General features: G+C 53.5%; 22 protein-coding genes. 15 read left to right on the top strand and 7 right to left on the bottom strand.

The window, feature by feature from the left end; translation table 11 throughout:
- Positions 1-16 precede the first annotated feature (16 nt).
- The 6 genes from NYE74_RS20305 to NYE74_RS20280 all read left to right on the top strand — a co-directional run bounded on the left by NYE74_RS20305 (position 17) and on the right by NYE74_RS20280 (position 4491).
- The gene (locus tag NYE74_RS20305) at positions 17-505 is read left to right on the top strand and encodes a hypothetical protein (RefSeq protein ID WP_036623113.1); all 489 of its coding nucleotides are present in this window, start codon (positions 17-19) and stop codon (positions 503-505) included.
- Between the two features lie 21 nt (positions 506-526).
- Positions 527-988, top strand: a complete 462-nt coding sequence (locus NYE74_RS20300) for a hypothetical protein (RefSeq protein ID WP_341005149.1) — start codon at positions 527-529, stop codon at positions 986-988.
- Between the two features lie 13 nt (positions 989-1001).
- Positions 1002-1556 carry a hypothetical protein gene (locus tag NYE74_RS20295; protein WP_036623111.1) on the top strand — a complete coding sequence of 185 codons (555 nt, stop codon included), beginning with the start codon at positions 1002-1004 and terminating at the stop codon, positions 1554-1556.
- Entirely contained in the window at positions 1543-2553 is a 1011-nt protein-coding gene (locus NYE74_RS20290) for a hypothetical protein (RefSeq protein WP_036623110.1), read from the top strand. Before NYE74_RS20295 ends, NYE74_RS20290 begins: the two co-directional genes overlap by 14 nt.
- An 89-nt stretch (positions 2554-2642) precedes the next feature.
- Positions 2643-3698, top strand: coding sequence for a ThiF family adenylyltransferase (locus NYE74_RS20285; RefSeq protein ID WP_036623109.1), 1056 nt, complete (start codon positions 2643-2645; stop codon positions 3696-3698).
- Positions 3699-3813: 115 nt separating this feature from the next.
- A complete protein-coding gene (locus tag NYE74_RS20280; RefSeq protein ID WP_341005148.1) occupies positions 3814-4491 on the top strand; it encodes a response regulator transcription factor in 678 nt (225 codons plus the stop codon).
- Between the two features lie 66 nt (positions 4492-4557).
- Here the strand turns inward: NYE74_RS20280 and NYE74_RS20275 are convergent, their stop codons facing one another.
- Both NYE74_RS20275 and NYE74_RS20270 read right to left on the bottom strand, forming a co-directional pair.
- On the bottom strand, positions 4558-5067 hold the full coding sequence (locus NYE74_RS20275; protein ID WP_036623106.1) for a C40 family peptidase: 510 nt from the start codon (positions 5065-5067) through the stop codon (positions 4558-4560).
- A gap of 260 nt (positions 5068-5327) precedes the next feature.
- Entirely contained in the window at positions 5328-5969 is a 642-nt protein-coding gene (locus NYE74_RS20270) for a thiamine diphosphokinase (protein WP_341005147.1), read from the bottom strand.
- Positions 5970-6107: 138 nt separating this feature from the next.
- On the opposite strand from NYE74_RS20270, the gene NYE74_RS20265 reads away from it, so the two are divergent.
- Positions 6108-6779: a trimeric intracellular cation channel family protein gene (locus NYE74_RS20265; RefSeq protein WP_036623102.1), complete on the top strand. Its 672-nt coding sequence runs from the start codon at positions 6108-6110 to the stop codon at positions 6777-6779.
- Between the two features lie 95 nt (positions 6780-6874).
- On the opposite strand, the gene NYE74_RS20260 is transcribed toward NYE74_RS20265, so the two are convergent.
- On the bottom strand, positions 6875-7603 hold the full coding sequence (locus tag NYE74_RS20260) for an alpha/beta hydrolase (RefSeq protein ID WP_036623101.1): 729 nt from the start codon (positions 7601-7603) through the stop codon (positions 6875-6877).
- A gap of 195 nt (positions 7604-7798) precedes the next feature.
- Between NYE74_RS20260 and pdhA the strand changes: the two genes are divergently transcribed.
- Genes pdhA through lpdA form a run of 4 tightly spaced genes read left to right on the top strand, consistent with a single transcriptional unit; the run spans position 7799 to position 12641 of the window.
- Positions 7799-8866, top strand: a complete 1068-nt coding sequence (pdhA, locus tag NYE74_RS20255; protein ID WP_036623100.1) for a pyruvate dehydrogenase (acetyl-transferring) E1 component subunit alpha — start codon at positions 7799-7801, stop codon at positions 8864-8866.
- A 49-nt stretch (positions 8867-8915) separates the two neighbouring features.
- Positions 8916-9896, top strand: coding sequence for an alpha-ketoacid dehydrogenase subunit beta (locus NYE74_RS20250; RefSeq protein ID WP_036623099.1), 981 nt, complete (start codon positions 8916-8918; stop codon positions 9894-9896).
- Positions 9897-9922: 26 nt separating this feature from the next.
- A complete protein-coding gene (locus tag NYE74_RS20245; RefSeq protein WP_240751752.1) occupies positions 9923-11218 on the top strand; it encodes a dihydrolipoamide acetyltransferase family protein in 1296 nt (431 codons plus the stop codon).
- 7 nt (positions 11219-11225) lie between these two features.
- A complete protein-coding gene (gene lpdA, locus NYE74_RS20240; RefSeq protein WP_155620150.1) occupies positions 11226-12641 on the top strand; it encodes a dihydrolipoyl dehydrogenase in 1416 nt (471 codons plus the stop codon).
- Between the two features lie 381 nt (positions 12642-13022).
- On the opposite strand, the gene NYE74_RS20235 is transcribed toward lpdA, so the two are convergent.
- The 3 genes from NYE74_RS20235 to NYE74_RS20225 are packed head-to-tail and all read right to left on the bottom strand — an operon-like array spanning position 13023 to position 16713.
- A complete protein-coding gene (locus tag NYE74_RS20235) occupies positions 13023-13841 on the bottom strand; it encodes a class I SAM-dependent methyltransferase (RefSeq protein ID WP_155620177.1) in 819 nt (272 codons plus the stop codon).
- 58 nt (positions 13842-13899) lie between these two features.
- Positions 13900-16425, bottom strand: a complete 2526-nt coding sequence (locus NYE74_RS20230) for an FAD-dependent oxidoreductase (protein WP_341005146.1) — start codon at positions 16423-16425, stop codon at positions 13900-13902.
- Positions 16426-16713, bottom strand: a complete 288-nt coding sequence (locus NYE74_RS20225; protein WP_036623091.1) for an ArsR/SmtB family transcription factor — start codon at positions 16711-16713, stop codon at positions 16426-16428.
- 94 nt (positions 16714-16807) lie between these two features.
- On the opposite strand from NYE74_RS20225, the gene NYE74_RS20220 reads away from it, so the two are divergent.
- On the top strand, positions 16808-17047 hold the full coding sequence (locus tag NYE74_RS20220) for a hypothetical protein (protein ID WP_124332149.1): 240 nt from the start codon (positions 16808-16810) through the stop codon (positions 17045-17047).
- Between the two features lie 92 nt (positions 17048-17139).
- Here the strand turns inward: NYE74_RS20220 and NYE74_RS20215 are convergent, their stop codons facing one another.
- On the bottom strand, positions 17140-17913 hold the full coding sequence (locus NYE74_RS20215) for a hypothetical protein (protein ID WP_124332148.1): 774 nt from the start codon (positions 17911-17913) through the stop codon (positions 17140-17142).
- A gap of 297 nt (positions 17914-18210) precedes the next feature.
- Here NYE74_RS20215 and NYE74_RS20210 point away from each other — a divergent pair, with 297 nt between their 5' ends.
- The 3 genes from NYE74_RS20210 to NYE74_RS20200 all read left to right on the top strand — a co-directional run bounded on the left by NYE74_RS20210 (position 18211) and on the right by NYE74_RS20200 (position 21262).
- Positions 18211-19842, top strand: coding sequence for an alkaline phosphatase family protein (locus NYE74_RS20210; RefSeq protein WP_341005145.1), 1632 nt, complete (start codon positions 18211-18213; stop codon positions 19840-19842).
- A gap of 114 nt (positions 19843-19956) precedes the next feature.
- Complete coding sequence (thyA, locus tag NYE74_RS20205) at positions 19957-20751, top strand: thymidylate synthase (RefSeq protein ID WP_036623085.1); 795 nt, start codon at positions 19957-19959, stop codon at positions 20749-20751.
- A gap of 19 nt (positions 20752-20770) precedes the next feature.
- Positions 20771-21262, top strand: a complete 492-nt coding sequence (locus tag NYE74_RS20200) for a dihydrofolate reductase (protein WP_036623084.1) — start codon at positions 20771-20773, stop codon at positions 21260-21262.
- Positions 21263-21321: the final 59 nt, after the last annotated feature.

The raw sequence follows: 21321 nt of genomic DNA, 5'->3' as shown, positions 1-21321 counted from the left end.
AAGGAGGACTGTACCTATGAATAACGCTTCATCCGCTCTAAAGGTGGCTGCCGGTATTTTCTTGACGATCGCTTTGATTACGATTGTGGTCATTTTGTTCGTTTCCGCCCAGGAGGCGACAAAAACCGCGCAGAACAATTTTTCCGACATTCAGACGGAGTTGTCCCAGGCTTCTTTTACGGTGTACGACGATACGACGATCAGCGGTTCGCAGGTGACAAACGCGCTGCGGAAATTCCAGGATCGCGACCAGTTCGGCATTCAGGTAAAAACCGGGAAGAACAGCGTTGGGGAATGGTACGGATACATTTTGAACATCGGTGCGTCTTCATCGAGGGATTACGGTACGGTTACAGGCAAAAGCAGTGCGGACATCAGCGATTCATGGAATGAAAAGCTGGATGAATACGTAAACCCCAGCGGGAAATTTAAGGCTCAGGTCGTCAAGGATAACTCTAATGTCGTACGCGGCCTTATATTTACGCAAACGACGGTAAATCGTTGAGTCGGGCCGGACGGACAGATGATGAGTCAGCTGAAAAGCATACTTTGGCTGCTTCTTTCCGTATCGTTTAGCCTGGCCGCGGCCTTTATCACGTTAAGTTTTGCGGAGCGGCAGGATTTGGCGCTGGAGCAGCTGGCGGCGCAAACCCATGTTCAGGAGCGGAATGTGTTTTCTTTAGCGGACGGTGCGCTTGCGGGGACGTTGGCTGTTCCGTCCGATGTTGCCGTTGCCGTGCCGGACCGGGCGGAAGCATACTCCGGACTCAGCTTGCTCTTCGGCCTGCAGCTATGGGTTGAGCTCGGCGTACCGGTCGAGGTGGAGGGCCGGCGGTTTACGGTTTTGACCGGTGATGAACCGGCCGAGGTTATGGAACAAAGGCGCAGGGAGGCGCTGGCTTTGATTGACCTGCAGGGGCAATACGAAACCCGGCGTGAATACGATGCCGGCAGCCGGTTGTTGAAGCTAGTTTTCACGAAAAAATGAGGGGACGTTCAATATGACCAACGCTTTGTCCAAAATCGCGTCCGCGCTGCTCGCCGTATTGCTGCTGTACTTGTTTCCGGCCGTTCAAACGGCGCAAAGGGAAGCGGATATCCGCTATATGTCGGCTTATCACGCCTTGACCGAGTTTGCCGATGCGGTTCGTACGAAAGGGTATATCTCACCGGTGATGTACGAGCAATTTACCCGCAGCCTGGAAGCCAAAGGAAATCTTTACGATATTGAGCTTGAACACCGGCACAAAAAATATCACCCCGAATACGGCGATCCGGCCGATCCGGACACGTTTCAAGACCGGTTTAGCGTCGTTTACGACGCCTATTACACCGAAGATATCCTAGGCGTTCTGTTTAGCGAGAACCGGGCGGCAGCCGGCGAAGAGCAAGTGAAGTACACGCTGCAGGCGGGAGATTTTTTCAGCGTTACCGTAAAGGCCCGGTCCCGTTCGCCGTATGACGTGCTCTCCGAATTTTTATATGGAACCGGGACGGCAGCGGGTTACAAAGATGTGTTGTCCTACGGAGGAATGGTATTAAATGAAGATTACTGATTGGGCGGTCGTGTTTGTGCTTATCGTCAGCCCGTTCCTTTGGCTCGGCAGCTTGCATGCCGAAAATATCCGCGAGACGAACATGCTCGAAACGCGGTATACGACGGCGCTGAGAACGGCCGCCCAAGATGGCGGCAGCGCGCTGAACCTCAACGAGCTCCAACGATACGAAAGCGGGTACGGTTCGCAAAAATGGATGCGCGCCGATAAAGACCGCGCTCTTTCCGTGCTGCTGCAAAGCTTGTACATTCATTTTGGGGTGACGGATGACCCGCTGGCCCAGCAGGCTTTGCTGGTATACATACCTGCCATCGTCGTTATAGATTATGACGGATACTCGATTTATGCGGCGGCGGAGTCTGCCGATGCGGACGGCAGTCCCGAGATGACGCACCGATGGAGCCTCAAGAAGCCTTACGCATACGCGGATGCCTTCGGCAATTATGTCTCCTTTACGCTGGACCGGCATATAACAGCACACGACTCCGGTTTGGATGAGTGGGAGGACGGACTGCAAACCGAACTGAAATCGGAGCTTACGATTCCGCTTCTTCAAGACGATGAACGGTTTGATCAGGTGCGGCGCACGGCCATTGTGCACAGTATCGAGGAGGATCTGGCAAAGGTAATCCATAGACATAATGAGTTTGCCCTAAAGAAGGGCGTTCATTATACGTTCACGCTGCCGGTCATTTCACAGGAGGAATGGAGCAATACGCTGGACGACGTTGGGGTGCTTGTGTTTTTGCAAGGCATACCGATCGGCGACCGCTACTACAACAATTATGCGTTGGGCGGCGGACGCCTGGTGAGAAGCGATGCCGTACTTGGCGGAGTGAATAGGAGAAACGGGCTTAAGTATTATTTCCGGGACACTTGTCCGGAAGCGAGCAGTGCCGATTATGAGGTTAGCGAGGTGTTTCCCGGAGAGCGGGCGGCGGCGGCAAGCGGATATTTTCAGGCGAAATGCTTCAGATCGGGGGTTGTAACTCCCTAAGTGGGTGGATTCCCTAAGTTACAATCCGCAGCCTAGATGATAAAATTAGCTATATACACATCCAGGCGGATTATGGGGAGGATACCTTCATGAAGTTAGAGGATACCGCAGTACCGGGGGATAAAGTCGATCGCTATTCGCGGCAAAAGCTTTTTGCTCCGATCGGCGCCGATGGCCAAAATATGCTGGGGAAAGCGAAGGTGCTGATCATCGGCGCGGGAGCGCTCGGAACCGGGATCGCCGAGTCGCTCACCAGGTCTGGTGCGGGGCATGTCGTTATCGCGGACCGCGATTATGTCGAATGGAGCAATTTGCAGCGGCAGCAGCTGTTTTCGGAAGCGGATGCCGCCGGAAGAGTGCCGAAAGCGGTCGCGGCGAGCGAGCGGCTAAAGGCGATCAACAGTACGGTTGAGATCGAGGCATTGGTGACGGATGTGGGCCCCGAAGAACTGGAGGCGCTTATCCCCGGCGTGCATCTGATTATGGACGCCACGGACAATTTCGATACCCGGATGGTGATCAACGATATTTCGCAAAAGTACCGGATTCCGTGGATTTACGGAGGCTGCGTCGGCAGCTACGGCATCACGTTTACGGTTTTGCCGGGAGTGACGCCCTGCTTGAACTGTTTGCTGGGGAGCATCCCCATGGGCGGCGAAACCTGTGATACGGTCGGCGTCATCCCTTCGGCGGTCCAAATGGTTGTGGCCCATCAGACAACGGAGGCGTTAAAGCTGTTGACCGGGCATCCGGAAGCGCTGCGCGGAACGCTGTTGACCTTTGATTTGTGGCGCAACGAACAAGCTTCCATTAAGGTGGCTTCCGCCAAACGGGAAGACTGTCCTTCCTGCGGTGCGCACCCCGGCTTTCCGTACTTATCCGCGGCGAGCCACCGAAAAACGGAAGTGCTCTGCGGCAGGGATACGGTTCAGATCCGTCCGGCCCAAAAGCGCCGGTTGAACCTGCCTGATATGGCGGCAACGCTTAGCCGGTTAAATGAAGGCAAAGTGGAAGTGAATCCGTTTCTGCTGTCCTACACGATCGGAGAACGGCGTCTGGTTTTGTTTGAGGACGGACGGGCCCTGATTCACGGCACGAAAGATCCGGTGGAAGCCAAAGGAATCTATGACCGCTTTTTGGGGTAAAGTCCGAAGAACGGCAAAAGCCCCAACCCCCAAAGGCCTTTGGAATGGTTTTTGCGAAGAATGATCATCTTATTAAATAGGATTGGCATTTGCAGGCAAGGTGGTTGGGGCGAAAATGAAAAGGAAGGTGCTGTTGGCCTTGGCGGATCCTTCCGCGGGGGAACGGTTAAGACTTGGGCTGGAAGAGGCGGGGTACGAAGTCGCACAGCATCGTAACGGAAAAGAGACGGTCCGTTATCTCGAAGACGAGTTTCCGGACCTGGTGCTGCTGGGAACGGATTTGCCGGATCTATCCGCGGGGGAAATTTTGCAGCAGGTTGGCCGGTTTGCCGCCTACCCGCTCATCCTTCTATTGCGCAAATGGAACACGGATGAAGTCGTGAGCGGGTTTGCGGCCGGCGCAAACGACGTCGTAAGTATCGACGTCCCGATCGCCGAGCTGTATGCCCGGGCCGGTCATCTGATCGCGATGTTTAAACGGATCGGGGACGGTTCGCTTACTGAGCTAAGCTATGGGGATTTGCGGATGGAGCTAAAAAGCCGCAAAGTGTATCGCGGGGACGAAGAGGTTAAGCTGACGCCGAAGGAGTTTGATTTGCTGCTGTTTTTGTTAAAACGGGCAGGCAAGGTATGCGGCCGGGAGATGATTTTGCAGCAGGTATGGGGTTACGATTTCGCCGCCGGGACGAACGTAGTCGATGTGTATATACGTCATTTGCGCAAAAAAATCGACCGCGGGCAAACGCAAAAATTGCTGCACACGGTGCGCGGAACGGGATATATGCTGCAATGAAAAGACAAAAATCCCGGCAGAGAGGCTGCCGGGATAAAGGGTGAATTGCACTGGTACGATTAAAGTTTACAGGACGCGGCGGGCTTTCAGGTAAGTTCTTTTCCAGTTTCCGGAGTTCAGGTCGGAAATGGTCACGCCCGGTTTACCGTACGTATGCAGAATTTTACCGCCTCCCATGTAAACGGCGACGTGAGTCACGTTATGGCCGTTTGCGCGGCTGCCGCTGGAGAAGAACACCAGGTCGCCTGGCTTCAGATTGGATTTGGAAACCGCGTAGCCTTCTTTCGATTGAGCGGCGGAAGTCCGGGGCAGGTCAACGCCGTACCGTCCAAAAATGTACTTCATAAATGACGAGCAATCAAAAACTCTTGTTGTCGAAGTAGAAGCGCCAAATTTATAAGGCGTACCCATAAATTGTTTACCGAAGTTAACGATTTGCGATCCTTTCGAAACAGCCGTGCTGGTTGCCGACTGGGCTTGTACAGGCTCAGCCCCACTGGCAAGCAGAGTGCTGAAACCGATGGTGGACACAATGCCGACCGTCAATACTTTTTGGAATATGCTGCGCATGTTCATGTTGTATACCTCCAAAGTTATTGTTTTTCAACCGGTTCGTAGAGAAGTATAACAGAAATGTTACCTCCTAATATATGGCATAGTCTCCTAAAAACCTGATATATTCATAGTTTGAATGCATTTATTAAAATATCATTAAAGTTTACAGATTTTTAAGAAAAAAAGCAGGATTTTGCAATTTACAAAGAAAAAACCCTTGAGGATCAAGGGTTTTTTCGACTTCATGCAAACGATCAAAAAGGTTACAAAATTGTTTTCAATTAATCTTTGCTTTGCATAATCAGCAAAAGACCGCTTGAAACCCGGACAATTCCTTCAGGCCCCGTCAAACGGTTGCTGATACCCAGCGATTGGCCTAAACGCAAGCTGGCATTGTCCAGCGGGTACAAAAATCCTTCAAGCGTAATTCCCGTTACTTCGGGTGTAAGCGGGAGAAGGGAAACGTAAGTATAACCGCGATCCGTTATCCGGCATTCCGAACCGGTTAACGTTATGTAATTGTGCTTGTCCCAAATGTCGGTACGGATTTGCTGCTGCAGGCCGCGCAGCATCATATGCACGTTGGCGAGCGTATGGTCGAGCCGGGTCCCGATGACGCCGGTCATCAAGATTTCCGCGGGCCGTTGCTTTAACGCCAGGTTGTAGGCCAGCTCGGTATCGGTCAAGTCCTTGTCGACGGGATCGCAGGCGATGAGCTCCATACAGTTCTGTTTAATATTGTCCAGTTCCTCGGGACTGACGGAATCGAAATCCCCGACCGCCAGGTGCGGCCGGATTCCATGCTCTACCAAAAATAAAGCGCCCCGATCGGCGCCGATCAACACATCATCCGCTTGGATATCCTGTAATACATCAGGATCGATGCGTCCGCCCGCAAAAATGAGCACGCGCTTTCCAGCCATTTCTTTTCTTCCTTTCTGGTTGAATCCCTTGTTCATGTAGTATAATTCAAATTTGAGGACTACACAATTTTGGCACAGAGGCCTAAAATGATGATGCAGGCACAAGGGGCGAAAGAGAGGGCAGAAGAGTACAATAGAATGCACATATTTGACATTTTCAGCATCATCGGAACGATCGCATTTGCCATGTCGGGAGCGTTTGTGGCGATGGAAGAGGAATACGACATCCTGGGCGTTATGGTGCTTGGCTTGGTTACTGCGTTTGGCGGGGGAATCGTGCGCAATGTGCTCATCGGCATCCCGGTTACAACGCTGTGGGGGCAACACGACTTGATTTTACTGGCGGTGTTGTCCGTGCTGGTAGCCTTTATTTTGCCGCTGCCGTGGATCCGGCATTGGAAAAGGGCGGAGGTGTTTTTTGACGCCATCGGCCTGTCCGCCTTTGCCATTCAAGGGGCGCTGTATGCCACGGAAATGAAGCATCCGATGAGCGCGGTGCTCGTAGCGGCGGTACTGACGGGGATCGGCGGCGGAATTATCCGCGATTTGCTCGCCGGACGCAAACCGCTGGTGCTGCGCGATGAGATTTACGCGGTATGGGCGATGCTGGCCGGGCTTGCCGTGGGCTTTGGATTTTTTAAATCCACGATGGAACTGATTTTGCTGTTTGCGATCGTCGTATTTTTTCGCATGTTATCCGTCCACTACAAATGGAAGCTGCCGCGCCGGTCGCTCAAAAGGCCCGAAACTCCGGCCGAGCTGCCGAAAAGCGAGCATGTCGCCGCTTCCGGGTCGGTTCACCGCAATTAAATAAAAAAACAACCAGAGGCTGTCCGAAATAGTTTCCTACTATATTAAGACGGCCTCTGTTGTTCCGATTTTGGCGTCCGTTTGTTTTGAAAGCGCTATTTCAAGAAATGGACGAGCGCTCCGGGAAGCTCTTGCTGCCAAAAGCCCCATAAATGTTTACCGTCTTTTTCGGTATAGACGATCCTGGCTCCCCGTTCCTCAAGCAGCGCTTTGGCCTGGCGATTCAATTCGACGAAATTATAGGTGCCCGTGTCGGTCGTGTAATGATCCTCCTGCAGCCCGACGACCATAAACAAGGACAGGTAGGACAAGTCCGTTTCTTGGGCCAGCAGTTTGAGGGACGGTCCATAGTAGGCTCCGGACAAGCTGATGATTTTGGAAAACAGTTCCGGATTTTTCATAGCCAAGTGGAGGGAGACGGTCGCCCCCAGCGAATCGCCGGCCAGGACTCTTTCTTCGCGTTCGCGCCGAACCGGATAATTCCGTTCAATGAAGGGAATAATTTCTTCCGTGAAACAGCGGGTATAAGCGTCAAAACGGTTGCCGAACGGGGCGTATTCCTCGGTGCGCACTTTCGTATCCACTTCCACGCCGACGATGATAAACGGATCGATCCCTTCGTCGAGGATCAGCTGGTTGGCGTGCGTGGCAATACGTCCGAAATTGAAAAACTCTTCGCCATCCTGACAGTATACGACAGGATAACTCAAGATTTCGTTATACCCGGGAGGCAGGTAAATACGAAGATATCGTTTTTCCCCCAAGTATTTGCTGTCGATTTCCTCCTTAATAATGGTTCGTTTCAAATAACGCGAATCCGTCATGCTTTGTTACACGCTCCTTGTCATGATGGGTTAAATGGGGTTGTGTTATATTATTTTCGAAAAACTGTTATATAAACAAAAATAAAAATATGACACAATTCTCCTTAATTCCTTTGACTTTGAGAATGAAACAGGAGTATAATAATTCTATAACAGAGGAACAAGATAATCAAATTTTCAGTCGAGGTGAAAAAAATGAGCAAGATTCCTTATGAAGTATATACGGAGGAAGTCGAAGCTTTGTCCGTGCTGTCGCCGGACGGTGAAATCGTTAACAAAGATAAGCTGCCGGAGCTCTCCGACGATCAATTGAAAGAACTGATGTACCGCATGGTATTCACCCGCACTTGGGATGAACGCGCCATTAACTTGGGCCGTCAAGGCCGCCTTGGTTTCTACGCTCCGGTATCCGGACAAGAGGCGACGATGGTCGGCAGCGAATTTGCCTTGGAAAAAGACGACTTCGTCTGCCCGGGCTACCGCGATATGCCGCAGCTCGTATGGCACGGTCTGCCGCTGTATCAAGCTTTCCTGTATTCCCGCGGCCATCAGCATGGCGGACAAATTCCGGAAGGCGTCAACGTACTTATGCCTCAAATCATTATCGGCGCGCAAGTTTTGCATGCCATGGGCATCGCGATGGGCTACAAATTGAAGAAGCAAAAACATGTGGCCATTACTTATACGGGTGACGGCGGTTCTTCCGAAGGCGACTTCTACGAAGCATTGAACTATGCTGGGGCCTTCAAGTTGCCGGTCATTTTCTTTGTGCAAAACAACGGTTACGCGATTACCACGCCGTTCTCGAAACAAACCGCTGCTTTGTCCATTGCTCATAAAGCCGTTGCGGCCGGGATCCGCGGCGTGAAAGTCGACGGCATGGACGTGTTTGCCGTCATCGCCGCCGTTCGCGAAGCGGCTGAACGTGCGCGCAACGGGGAAGGCGCAACTTTGATTGAAGCGGTAACTTACCGTTTCCGTCCGCACTCCCTTTCCGACGATACCTCCAAGTACCGGACGAAAGAAGAAGAAGGGGAATGGAGCGAAAAAGACCCGATTGCCCGCCTCGCCAAATATTTGGAGAAAAAAGGTCTGTGGTCCGAAGAAGATACGGCTCGCGTAAAAGACGAAGCCAAAGCGACCGTTAACGAACAGATCAAAAAAGCGGAACAAACGGAAAAAATGACGATTCCTGGCTTGATCGACAGCATGTTCGAGAAAACGCCGAAGCATCTGGAAGAGCAAAAAGCCGATTTTCAATAAGGTTAGAGTCTAATCTAGTCAGATCGTTCTAAAGAGGAGGATATATAGAATGGCACAAATGAATATGAAAGAAGCAATTCGCGACGCGCTCCGCGTGGAACTGAAGCGTGATCCGAACGTCCTGATTTTCGGCGAAGACGTAGGTCATGTGGGCGGCGTGTTCCGCGTAACGGAAGGTCTGCAAAAAGAATTCGGGGAAGAGCGCGTGATGGATACGCCGCTGGCCGAGTCGGCGATCGGCGGCATGGCGGTTGGCCTCGGGATTCAAGGTTTCCGTCCGGTAGCGGAAATTCAGTTTGTCGGCTTTATTTTTGAAGCGCTCGACCAAATTTTGGTGCAGGCGGCCCGGATGCGTTACCGTTCCGGCGGACGTTACCATGCGCCGGTCGTATTCCGCACGCCGTTCGGCGGCGGGGTCAAAGCAGCGGAGCTGCACACTGACGCCCTGGAAGGATTGATCGCGCAAACTCCGGGCATCAAGCTGGTGATTCCGTCCAATCCTTATGATGCGAAAGGCCTGCTGATCTCGGCCATCCGCGATAACGATCCGGTATTTTTCATGGAGCATTTGAACTTGTACCATGCTTTCCGCGCCGAAGTGCCTGAAGAGGACTACACGGTTGAACTGGGCAAAGCGAACATTGTTCGCGAAGGCTCCGACGTCACGATCATCGCTTACGGGCTGATGGTTCACACGGCTGTCAAAGCGGCGGAAGAGCTGGAGAAAACCAAAGGCATCAAAGCCGAAGTTATCGACCTGCGCACGCTGGTGCCGCTCGACATCGACACGATCGTCGCATCGGTGAAGAAAACGAACCGCGCCATCGTCGTACAGGAAGCGCAAAAATCCGCGGGCATCGCCGCGGAAGTGATCGCGCAAATCAACGAAAAAGCGATTTTGCACCTGGAAGCTCCAGTGCTTCGCGTTGCGCCGCCGGATACCGTATATCCGTTCGCGCAAATCGAGGATCAATGGCTTCCGTCTCCGGCTCGCGTCATCGACGGCGTCAACAAAGTTCTTGAATTTTAATTCGACGAAATAGGAGGTCATTTACGGTGGCTAAATTTGAATATCGTTTCCCTGAGCTTGGGGAAGGTTTGCATGAGGGCGAAATTATTAAAATGCACATCAAACCGGGCGACAAAGTAACCGACGAAGATATCATTATGGAAGTGCAAAACGACAAAGCGGTCGTGGAAGTGCCGTGTCCGGTTAACGGTACGGTTCAGGAAGTGTTCGGCACCGACGGCGCCGTGTTCCGCGTAGGCCAAGTCGTCGCCGTGATCGACGCCGAAGGCGACATTCCGGAGCAAGCGGACGCACCGGCGCATGACGAACCGGAAGCGGCGGCACCGGCACCGGCTGAAGCCGCACCGGCTGCAAGTGCGGCGGCTCCGGCGGCAGCGGCAGCTCCTGCAGCGCCGAACCGCGAAGTATTGGCTACGCCAAGCGTACGCAAATACGCTCGTGAGCTGGGCATTGACATCACGCAAGTGCCAGGCACGGGCAAAGCCGGCAAAATCACGCGTGAAGACGTTGATGCGTTCAAGAACGGCGGTGCACCTGCGGCAGCTTCGGCAGCGCCTGCGGCAAGCGGTGCAGCAGCGGCGGCTCCAGCGGCTCCGGCACCTACGCCGATCGCAGTGGCCGACGAAGAAGAACGCGTGCCGTTCAAAGGCATCCGCAAAGCCATTTCCAACGCGATGGTTAAATCGGCGTATACCGCGCCGCACGTTACGATCATGGACGAAGTGGACGTTACGGAACTGGTGGCCTTCCGCACCCGCATGAAACCTGTTGCCGAGAAGAAAGGCATCAAGGTGACTTACCTGCCGTTCATCGTTAAAGCGCTCGTGGCGGCGGTCCGCAAATATCCGGCGCTCAACGCGTCCATCGACGACGTAAACAATGAGATTGTTTACAAGAAACACTACGACATCGGTATCGCTACCGACACCGACAACGGCTTGATCGTGCCGGTGGTGAAAGCTGCCGACCGCAAGAGCATCTGGATGATCGCCGAAGCGATTTCCGATTTGGCGCTGCGCGGCCGCGAAGGCAAGCTGTCCGCAAACGAGATGAAAGGAAGCACGATTTCGATTTCGAACATCGGTTCCGCTGGCGGCATGTTCTTTACGCCGATCATCAACTATCCGGAAGTCGCCATTCTGGGCACCGGCCGGATCAGCCAAAAACCGGCCGTTAGAGACGGCGAGATCGTTGTCGCTCCGGTTATGGCCTTGTCGCTCAGCTTCGACCACCGTTTGATCGACGGCGCTACGGCTCAAAACGCGATGAACTATATTAAACAGCTGCTCGCCAACCCTGAGCTGCTTGTTATGGAGGTGTAATACCATCATGGTAGTAGGAGACGCATCTATTGATATCGATACACTGGTAGTCGGAGCAGGTCCCGGCGGTTACGTGGCAGCGATTCGCGCTGCTCAACTGGGGCAAAAAGTGCTGATCGTGGACAAATCCGAGCTTGGCGGTGTCTGCTTGAACCGCGGCTGTATTCCGTCCAAAGCGCTGATTTCGGCGGCGCATCAATACGAATCCGCACAGCATGCCGATGCTTTCGGGATTACGGCGGAAAACGTCAAAGTGGATTTTAAGAAAACGCAAGAATTCAAAAACGGCGTCGTCAAGAAAATGACCCAAGGCGTAACGGGGCTCTTGAAAGGCAACAAAGTGGAAGTGTTCAGCGGCGAGGTTATGTTCATCAATGACAGCGAAGCCCGCTGCTTCAACGAACACGAATCCCCGCGTTACCGTTTCAAAAACTGCATTCTGGCGACCGGCTCCCGTCCGATTGAACTGAAGCCGTTCCCGTTTGGCGGACGCATTTTGTCCTCCACGGAAGCTCTTGAGCTGCAAGAAATTCCGGGCAGCCTGATCGTCATCGGCGGCGGCTATATCGGTGCTGAGCTCGGTCAAATGTTCTCCAAATTCGGCACGAAAGTGACGATTATCGAAGGCATGGACAGCGTGCTGCCTGGCTTCGACAAGGACATGACCCGCCTCGTGGCCAAGAGCATGGCCAAAACCGGCATCGAAATCGTAACGAACGCGAAAGCCGAAAGCGCGGAGCAAACCGATAAGAACGTAACGGTGAAATACTCCGTAAACGGCGAAAGCAAAGAAATCACCGCCGATTACCTGCTGGTAACGGTGGGCCGCCGTCCTAACACGGACGGAGATCTCGGCCTGGATTTGGCCGGCGTGGAATTGACCGATCGCGGTCTGGTCAAAGTCGACCATCAAGGGCGCACCAGCAACCCGAAAATCTTCGCGATCGGCGATATCGTAGCGGGTCCTGCGCTTGCGCATAAGGCTTCCTACGAAGGCAAGGTAGCGGCCGAAGCGATTTCCGGACTGCCTTCCGTTGTCGACTACAAGGCGATTCCTGCGGTTGTTTTCACCGATCCGGAATGCTCGAGCGTTGGTTACACCGAAAAAGAAGCGAAGGAAAAAGGCATCAATGTGAAAGCCGGCAAATTCCCGTTTGCGGGCAACGGCCGCGCAACTTCGCTGAACCAGCCTGACGGCTTCATCAAAATCGTCGCAAATGCCGACAATAACGTCGTTCTCGGCGCGCAAATCGTCGGTATCGAAGCTTCCAACCTGATTGCCGAGCTGGGCCTCGCGATCGAAATGGGCGCAACGCTGGAAGACATCTCGCTGACGATTCACGCTCACCCGACGCTGGGTGAAATCGTGATGGAAACCGCGGAACTCGTGGAAGGCCATCCGATCCACGTCATCGCTCGCTAATCCAGCGGTGCACTGCAATTGATTTTCCACTCCTCCTAAGAGGAAGTGTTCTCCTAAGCATATTTGGGCAAGGCCGAAATTTTGGCCTTGCTTTTTTTTATGAAATTTGACAGCGTCTGCCGGAGCCGACCGATCGGGTAGGACAACCTGCCTACAAAATAGCCACATATATTGCTTCTATTTCTCTTAAATGAACCGATTTCGCTGGAATAAATGCATTTTTTGACCTTGTTTTTTGGGGCGGCTTCTCGTCGCTTTTTCCAAACCTAGTCCCTAAACAACACGAAAAAATCTCCGCTATTTTGCGCTATGCACCTCTATTACCCGAGGTTAGGCATAAAAAGGCCGCCGAAGCGAATTCCTCCGGCGGCCTTTTAGTCATTACTTAACGCCAAGCCGCATCCGGTAGTTAAACAGGATTTCCCGGGTTTCGCCGCCGAATGCTTGAATGGCCTGGTTGCGGAACCGCTCCGCGGCGGCTGCAACTTCGCCATCTCCTAATTTCAGCGCCGTCTGCAGACCGCCTTGGCTGAAGGCCAGATTCGCATACCGGCCGGCATCGCAGCTTTCCCAATGGTGGAACACGATCTCTCGGGAAAAATGAAACCATCCGCTCTCCCGGATTTCCTGTAAATGCTTGTCTTTGGGCCACTTGTACGCTTGTTTGCCGCTTTCGGCCAGTTCGCTGGCCCGCTGGTCGGCAAAATCGATGAGCCGCTCGTACGCCTGTTCAAGTTCGGGGGCGATGGCCGGCGGCCAATCGCAATCATAGGCGGCGAACACGCCGCCAGGGCGCAGCACGCGAGCGAATTCCCGCAGCGTTGGTTGAGGCTCCATCCAGTGAAATGATTGTGAACAGGTGACGATATCGACGGAAGCCGATGCGAGCGGGAGTTGGTCGGAGAGGCCCTGGACGAACGTCAGCTTTTCCTGAGCACCCGTCTCCCGCAGACGGCTTAAAGCGACCCCGCGCATGTCGTCGTTCGGCTCGATGCCGATGACCCGCTCGGCATGCTTCAGCCAAATCATAGTGGAGAGGCCGGTTCCGCATCCGACATCCGCAACGTACTCAGGCGCTCGGCCCAGATACATCGTTAAAATTTTGGCTACTTCTTCCGGGGCTTGCGGGCGGCTCTGATCATAAAGCGTTCCGAAGCCGTTGAAACGGTCCACGTTATTTTGGCGAATCTGGCCGGTCAAGGAAATCACTCCTTCGGACAATGAAATTTTAGGACATCGATGATTCGATGATACCTGATTAAATAAACAAATTAATGCCCGATTGGTCCGCTTTGCCTAAATAATATCCGACTCCGCCGATTTTGACGCCGTCGATCAGCTCTTCTTTGGCGATGCCCATCAGGTCCATGGACATCTGGCAGGCGACGATTTCCACGCCTTGGCTTATCGCGGTGTCCATCAGCTCTTCAAGTGAGGATACGTTCCCTTTTTGCATCACGCCGCGAATCATTTTGGCACCCATGCCCATCATGTTCATGCGGGACAATGCCAATTTTCGGCTGCCCCGCGGCATCATCGCGCCGAACATGCGGCCGATAAAGCTTTTGTTTACGGGTACTTTTTCCGGCTTGCGGAGAATGTTAAGACCCCAGAAAGTGAAGAACAAGGTGACCTTCTTTCCGCTGGCTGCAGCCCCATTGGCGATAATAAAGGAGGCGATCGCCTTGTCCAAATCGCCGCTGAACACGACCATTGTCGTGCCCTCCGGCAATGCCGCCGGCTGCTCAGCATTTGCCGCCTCCCCGGCCATCGCGCCGCCCTTGCGCATATATGCTTCGATGATGCCGTTATCGTTTTTGCTGACCCGGAGCATCCGGTGTTTGGACATGTTGGCCCAGGCCTGCACATCCTCGTAGAATCCAGGGTCCGAGGCGGTTACGCGCAAAACTTGGCCTTCTTGAAGCCGGTCCATCGTTTGTTTCACTTGAATGAGCGGACCTGGGCAGCAAAGCCCGCAGGCGTCCAACTCCGCGTCGGAGCGTAGCGGCTCGTTCGCCACAGCTGGTTCATTTGCGGTTTGAAGCGGATTGCTCTCTTTGGCCGCAGCCGCAGCCGCGGCAACTTCCGCTTTCGCCTCCGCCGCGTCGAGACGACCCGGAGGAAGCTGAGCTCCTCCAGGCTCATAGTTAGCCATCCGGTAAAGCTTATAACCGCCGGTCAGGTTGCGGACACGGTATCCTTTTTGCTGGAGGATGCGCGATGCGGTGTACCCGCGAAGACCGACCTGGCAGTACACCCAGATTTCCTTGGCCGGATCGAGTTCGCCGAGTCGGTCCCGCAGCTCATCGACAGGGATTAGCAGTGACCCGGGAATGTGGCCGCCCGCGTGCTCGATTTCGGAACGCACGTCCACAAGCAGCGTCGATTGCTCGTCCCGTGCGGCCAAGTCTTTCGGCACGAAAACGTTCGTGCGCCCGCTGAGCACGTTTTCCGCCGTATAGCCGGCCATGTTCACCGGGTCTTTGGCCGACGAGTAGGGCGGGGCATAAGCCAGCTCAAGTTCCGTTAGATCCGTTACGGTGCCGTGGAAGTGAATGACGGTGGCGATATCGTCGATACGCTTATCGACGCCGTCATACCCGACTGCTTGGGCCCCAAGCAGAGTCCCGTCCGCTTGAAACAGCAGCTTCATCGTGATCGGCGCGGCTCCGGGATAATACGAGGCATGGGAATTTGGATGGACGTAGATGACATGATAGGGAATTCCCAGGCGCTGCAGCGTTTTTTCGTTGTTGCCGGTGGACGCTCCCGTAAGGCCAAACACTTTGATAATCGATGTGCCTTGTGTTCCTTTATAGACCGTACCTAGACCGCATACGTTGTCGGCCGCGATCCGGCCTTGCTTGTTTGCCGGTCCGGCAAGCGGAATCGCGGTTTTGGAGCCGTTCACAAAATCACTAATTTCTATGGCGTCGCCCACCGCATAGACGCCTTCCAGGTTCGTTTCCAGCTTGTCATTTACGATAATATGGCCGCGCGGCCCCAATTCGATTCCGGACTCTTTCAGGAAAGCCGTATCCGGCGCAACCCCGATAGCTAAAATGACGATGTCGCCGGCGAGCGACAGACCGCTTGAGGTGCGGACCACGATTTGCTGTCCCATTTCCTCAAACGAAGTTACGGTTTGCGACATCAGCAGTTTAACGCCGCGATCTTCCAGTTCTTTGGCCAGCACACCCGCCATTTCCGGATCAAAAGGCGAGAGAATCTGCGGCCCGCCTTCGATCAAGGTAACGTCAAGACCGATTTCCTTCAGGTTTTCGGCCATTTCCACGCCGATAAAACCACCGCCGATGACGATGGCCGAAGCAGCCTGTTCGTCGGCGACCCGCCGCTTGATGCGGTCGGTGTCGGGAATGTTGCGCAGCGTATGAATACGGCTGCTTTCGATGCCGGGCAAATACGGACGAATCGGTTTGGCGCCGGGCGACAAAATCATCGCGTCATAGCTTTCCTCGTATTCACCGCGGTCTTTGCTGCGGACGCGAACGGTCTTGCGGGACGGATCAATGCCGATCACTTCGCTTCCGGTCCGGACGTCGATATTAAACCGTCGGTGCATGGCCTCCGGAGTTTGTACCAGCAGCTTTGAACGGTCTTTGATTGAATCCCCGATATAATAGGGGAGTCCGCAGTTCGCAAATGAAATGTACGAATCTCGTTCGAACATGACGATATGCGCGTCTTCATCCAGCCGGCGGAGTCTTGCCGCTGCGGAAGCTCCGCCGGCGACGCCGCCGATGATAAGCACTTTTTTGCTCATTTATTGTTCCTCCTCAAATAAGGTGCGGATCAGTTTTTTTACATGATCGTTGGCGATCCGGTATTTTACTTCCAATCCGCTGCGCTCGGCTTCGACGATGCCCAGGTTGCGCAATTTCTGCAAATGCTGGGAAACGGTAGATTGGGGCAGTTTTAAACATTCCTGCATGTAGGTAACGTTGCAATCTTTTTTGTCCAGCAAGCCCTTAACGATGCATAGGCGAACAGGGTGGGCCAAAGCTTTGAGTATGTCGGCGGCCTCCTGGTAGGCCTTGAAGTTGTTGTCCATCAATGCGCACCACCTCGCGTTTTTATATGTATCATTATATCGCAATATTACGATATAACAATATTAGATTTATTTGAAGGAGAATTCCGGAAAAGTGATGGAGGGGTTTAATTGTTTGCGCGAAGTTCTATCACACCTATGCTTCTTGTGGCTCATGGCGCTGAAGGAGAGCGATCTCGGGGGGCAAAATGATCTCTTGGGCAATCCGTATCCCGAGCGATTATCGGCCCGGGAAGAAGACGGCTTTTTTAAAGTGGAGGCTAGGGCCGTGTTAAAAGAAGAGGGTTCAAGCTTTCTTAAATCGGCTGCGTTTCCAAAGATAAAGTCCGCTTAAAAATGGGGGGAATCGTCAGATACGTATGGATAGAGGCAGACGGGGGAAGTGTAATTCCATCGCTGCCTCTTCTCCAGAATCAGCCCGTCATCCTACTTCGGCAGCTTGGCGGCCGCGGAGCTGATCGTTTGCGAAATTTTCTTCTCCCATTCGTATACTTTTTGTTGAGAGGCGTGAATTTTGCTTGTCTGATCATACGCCTCCTTCAGGCCGCTTACGGCCCCGATTGCGTCACCAAGCTTAACGCTTGCTCTATAACGCTTGTTTGCGGCCGTAACCGATTTTTTTGCCGCGGCCATCGTTTTATTTTCCGCGGAGATCTGTTTCTTAAATGTTTGCACCGGGGCCAGCGCCTCCTTCACGATTTTGGCTTTGGCGCTGGCCGCTTTTTTGGCGGCTGTCAGCGCGTCTTTTTTGGCTTTGATTTCCGCTTTGGCCGATGCGACCGAGGGCTTGAGTTTGTTGCGTTTTAATTTAAGCAAATCGGCGCTTTTCGTATTTTTGGCTTTGCCCGCGGCGGTAATCTGCTTGCCGAGATTGGAATACTGCTCGAGCAGCGAAGCGTGTTTGCGCTGGACCGTTTCGGCTTCGGCGGACAAGCGGCTGATCAGCGTCTTGTCGATCGCTTTCACTTTGGCGTTCACCGCCTTCAACTCTGTGTTATTTTTCTTGCGAAGCTCAGTGATCGATGCCCTTTCCTGCTTAACGACGGCCTGCACCGCGGTGAGTCCGTCGTAAACGGCGTCGATGCCGGACCAAGCCGCTTCCCAGGAATCGGCTGCCCGAACTTGCACGCTCCCCAAAAACATAAATGGCAGGATCATGATCACAAGCAGCAGGCTACGCATTTGTTTCCGCATTTTCATACTTCGTCAGCTCCCTAACCTTTTTTAATCATCACCAGGCACGCAAAAAAGCACCTCCAAGAAAGGCAGTAAATGCCTGTCTTGCGAGGTGCTTCACTCGCGGAACCTAATTCGATTTGGTGTATTTACTATAACCTTCCAGACGGAGATTGTCAACCTTTTCTTGCGAACGAATGTTCTTAAAACATGGCTATTGGCCGAGACGGAACTTATATCAGCCAGATTGAGGCCGATTTGGAATCGACTCGGATCGAGGTGACATACTAACCCTAAACAGGGAAGGCTGGTGTACATAACATGCTGCTGCACGCACACCTGAAACGTTTGTTGACCGTCATTGGCGTTTGTTTGTTAACGATAAGCTGCCATAAGCAGGAGGCTCCGCAAGAGCAAGATTTGCTTCGCATCCAAACCGCCGCAGAGCGGCAAGCCGTTCCGAAAAAGATCATTTTTTTTATGGTCGATTCCCTGATGGCGCAAGCGATTGACCGCGGGATCCGGCAAAATGAGCTTCCGACCTTTCGCTATTTCATTGAACGCGGGCAGTATTTCAAAGATATGGTCAGTTCTTTTCCAACGATGTCCGTAAGCATAGACAGCTCCTTGCTAACCGGAACCTACCCCGACGGGCATCACTTGCCCGGATTAACCTGGTATCCGCAAGACGGCGATAAAGTGATCGGCTACGGCTCCGGGCCGTTCGAGGTGCTGCGGCGGGGGACGAGACAGGTGCTGACCGACGCGCTCGTTAATATGAACGGGCGGGATTTAAATCCTGCAGTGCCGACGATTTACGAAGTTCTGCAGCAGCGGGGATTGACCACCGGTTCGGTAAACGGCCTGATTTACCGCGGACTTGCGGAGCACCGTTTAACGCTGCCGGATCCGGTTACCGCGATCACCTCTTTGCCCAAGGAACTAACGGTTAAGGGACCGGATTTTTTGACGTTTGGGGCATTGTCGAACCCGCTGGCGGGAAAGCTCTCTTTACCCGTAGGTCCGGCGGACCTAATGGGCTTTAACGATCGCTACGTCGTTGAAACCGTCAAATATTTGATCCGGTCGAAGCAACTGCCTGATTTCTTGTACGTTTATTTACCGGAGCTCGATGGAAAGGTGCATAAACACGGCCCGGCGGACTTAAGCGGAATCAGGGACACGGATCGCGAGCTGCGATCTATGCTGGAGGCCTTCGGAAGCTTGGAGCAAGCGCTTAAGGAGTGTGTCATCATTATAGCCGGAGACAACGGGATGGATAAGGTGCTGCCGAAGGATCAAGCTGCGGCGATAGATCTGCCCAAGCTGCTAAGCCGTTTTGAAGTGCTGCCCGCAGGCGAAACCGTATCGCCTGCAACCGAGATTGCTTTAGGCGTCAACGACATGATGGCTTATGTCTACAGTTTAAAGCCGGAGGCGGATTTAAAGGAGATCGCCGATGTCCTAAGAGCGGATAAGCGGATCGATACGGTAGCTTGGGAGGAGAACGGCCGGACGGTCGTTTATCAGGGCGGTTCGGCAAAAACGCTGAAATTCCGGCAGGGAGGGGAGCTGATAGATCCTTACGGACAGACTTGGATAGTGGAGGGCGACGAGGATATCCTCGATCTGAAACGGATGGACTTAGGCTCAGGGAAATCCCGGCTTACCTATGGAAAATATCCCGATGCGCTAAAGCGGCTGCAGGGCGCGCTAAACTCTCACGAAGGCCGTTTTCTGGTCGTTACCGCAAAACCGGGGTATGAGCTGACGGAAGCCGGCTCGCCGACGCATCCCGGCGGCGGAGCTCACGGCGGACTTGATCAAGCGGCCTCGCTGGTGCCGTTGATCATTTGCGGGACGGACAAACAGCCGGAGCATTTGCGGATCATTGATTTGAAGTCCTTTTTGGTGGAACTGTCGGGTCAAAGAGAACGCAGCCGCCAGCGTTAAGGGAAGCCCGCAAGCTGTAAAGCCTGCCGCACCTCGTCAACGATATGCTTTCCTGAGCGGCGAAGTCTGCTATAATAGGGAAGATCAAATCAATGGTTACGGGGTGTGTTATAGATGAAAAAATATCTGGACTTGTTGGAGGATGTATTGAAGAACGGCACGCCAAAGGAGGACCGGACCGGGGTAGGGACTCTCTCCGTTTTCGGCAGACAGCTGCGCTTTGATTTAAGCGAAGGGTTTCCGCTGGTGACGACAAAACGCATCCATTTGAAATCGGTTGTCCATGAGCTGCTGTGGTTTTTAAAGGGCGACACGAATATCGCATATTTGAAAGAGAACGGTGTCAGCATTTGGGACGAGTGGGCCGACGAGAACGGCGATCTTGGGCCGGTGTACGGCTCGCAATGGCGTTCCTGGGAAACGCCGGACGGGCGGAAGATCGACCAAATTGCCGCTGTGATCGAGGCGATCAAGAAAAACCCGGATTCGCGGCGCCATTTGGTGAGTGCCTGGAATGTGGCAGAGGTCGATCGGATGAAGCTGCCGCCATGCCATTTTGTGTTCCAGTTTTACGTGGCGAACGGAAAGCTGTCCTGCATGCTGACGATGCGCTCCGTGGACACGTTCCTCGGGCTGCCTTTCAACATTGCCAGCTATTCGCTGCTGACGCATATGGTGGCCCAGCAATGCGGTTTGGAAGTAGGCGAGTTCATCTGGTCCGGCGGGGACGTGCACATTTACAGCAACCATCTGGAGCAGGTCAAAACTCAACTGGAGCGTGAGCCGTTCCCGCTGCCGAAGCTGGTGATCAAACGCAAGCCGGACTCGATTTTCGACTATGTTTACGAAGATTTCGAATTCGTCGGCTACCAGCATCATCCGGCGATCAAGGCACCGGTGGCCATATAGACAGGGAGGCAGGATACGTATGAGTATAACGCTGATCTGGGCGATGGCCCAAAATGGAGTGATCGGCCGCAACAATCAGCTGCCTTGGCGATTGCCGGCGGACCTGAAATTTTTCAAAGCGCAGACGATGGGCAAAACGATGATTATGGGCCGGAAAACCTGGGAATCGATGGGGAGCAAACCGCTGCCGGGCCGCCATAGCGTCGTGCTGACGCAGGATACGTCCTACCGGGCCGAGGGAGCCGATATCGTGCATACCCTCGAAGAGGCGCTGCGTTACGAAAAGGAAGGCGAAGAGCTGATGGTGATCGGCGGCGCAGGCGTATTCCGGTTCTTCTTGCCTGTCGCCGACAAGCTGCTCGTGACACGCATCGACGAGGACATCGAAGGGGATGTGTTTTTCCCCTCCCTAAACTGGGAGGATTTTGATTTAGTGCATGAGGAGCAGGGGATTCGTGATGACAAGAATCCTTATGATTACCGTTTTTTGACTTACGAACGCCGCAAGTGATGTGAAGAATAATGCAAATTATCATATGATTAATCCATTAATATCGTTTCCCCCGGGTG

This window comes from Paenibacillus sp. FSL P4-0127 (assembly GCF_038007325.1).
GTDB lineage: Bacteria > Bacillota > Bacilli > Paenibacillales > Paenibacillaceae > Fontibacillus > Fontibacillus macerans.
This window is presented reverse-complemented; position numbering and strand designations above follow the sequence as displayed.